This window comes from Streptomyces sp. ATLC9, from assembly GCF_057196705.1.
This window is the reverse complement of record NZ_JBXUOY010000527.1, coordinates 1-1022: the sequence shown is the minus strand read 5'-3', so window position 1 is coordinate 1022 and position 1022 is coordinate 1. Positions and strand designations below refer to the sequence as shown.

The 1022-nt window shown below is 76.9% G+C and carries 1 protein-coding gene and 1 pseudogene; both read left to right on the top strand.

Translation table 11 applies throughout. The annotated features are described in order from the left end of the window. A pseudogene (locus tag AC2CJA_RS26850) lies at positions 1–224 on the top strand (energy-coupling factor transporter transmembrane protein EcfT); the annotation flags it as partial. Then, positions 221–1022, top strand: an 802-nt coding sequence (locus tag AC2CJA_RS26845) for an energy-coupling factor ABC transporter ATP-binding protein (protein WP_484605234.1), incomplete at its 3' end; no start/stop codon positions are given. The pseudogene AC2CJA_RS26850 and the gene AC2CJA_RS26845, both read left to right, overlap by 4 nt.

Sequence of the window (1022 nt, the reverse complement as noted above, 5' to 3'; positions counted from 1 at the left end):
GCGCGGCCGTGGCCCGGGCCGCCTCCCGGCTGCCGGAGGCCCTCGACCCGCCCCCGGTGCCGCTGACCGCGCCCGAGCTGCCGCTGTGGCCCGCCGCGGCCGTACTGGCCGGGCTGCTCCCGGCCTTCGTCGCTCCCGTACCCGCCCCCCGAACCGACACCGACGCCGGGTCCGTCTCCCGCACCGGGCAGACCCCGCCGGCGAAGGAGACGACCCGCGCATGATCCGCTTCGACCAGGTCTCCGTCACCTACGGGGACGGCGCCGCCCCCGTCGTGCACGGGGTGGACCTCACCGTGCCCGAGGGCGAGCTGGTGCTCGTCGTCGGCCCGTCCGGCGTGGGCAAGTCCACGCTGCTGGGCACCGTCTCCGGGCTGGTGCCGCACTTCACCGGCGGCACCCTGCACGGCCGGGTGACCGTGGACGGCCGCGACACCCGCGAGCACCGGCCGCGCGAACTGGCCGACGTGGTCGGCACCGTGGGGCAGGACCCGCTCGCGCACTTCGTCACCGACACCGTCGAGGACGAACTCGCCTACGGCATGGAGTGCCTGGGCCTGCCTTTGGACACCATGCGCCGCCGCGTCGAGGAGACCCTGGACCTGCTGGGCCTGGCCGATCTGCGCGACCGTCCCGTCGCCGCCCTCTCCGGCGGGCAGATGCAGCGCGTCGCCATCGGCTCGGTGCTGACCACCCACCCCAGGGTGCTGGTGCTGGACGAGCCGACCTCCGCGCTCGACCCGGCCGCCGCCGAGGAGGTGCTGGCCGTCCTCCAGCGGCTGGTGCACGACCTGGGCACCACCGTGCTGATGGCCGAGCACCGCCTGGAGCGCGTGGTGCAGTACGCGGATCAGGTGCTGCTGCTGCCCGCGCCCGGCACCGCGCCGGTGCTGGGCGAGCCGGCCGAGGTGATGGCGCTCTCGCCGGTCCGCCCGCCCGTCGTCGCCCTGGGGCGGCTGGCCGGCTGGTCCCCGCTGCCGCTGTCGGTGCGGGACGCGCGCCGCAGGGCGGCCGGGCTGCGGG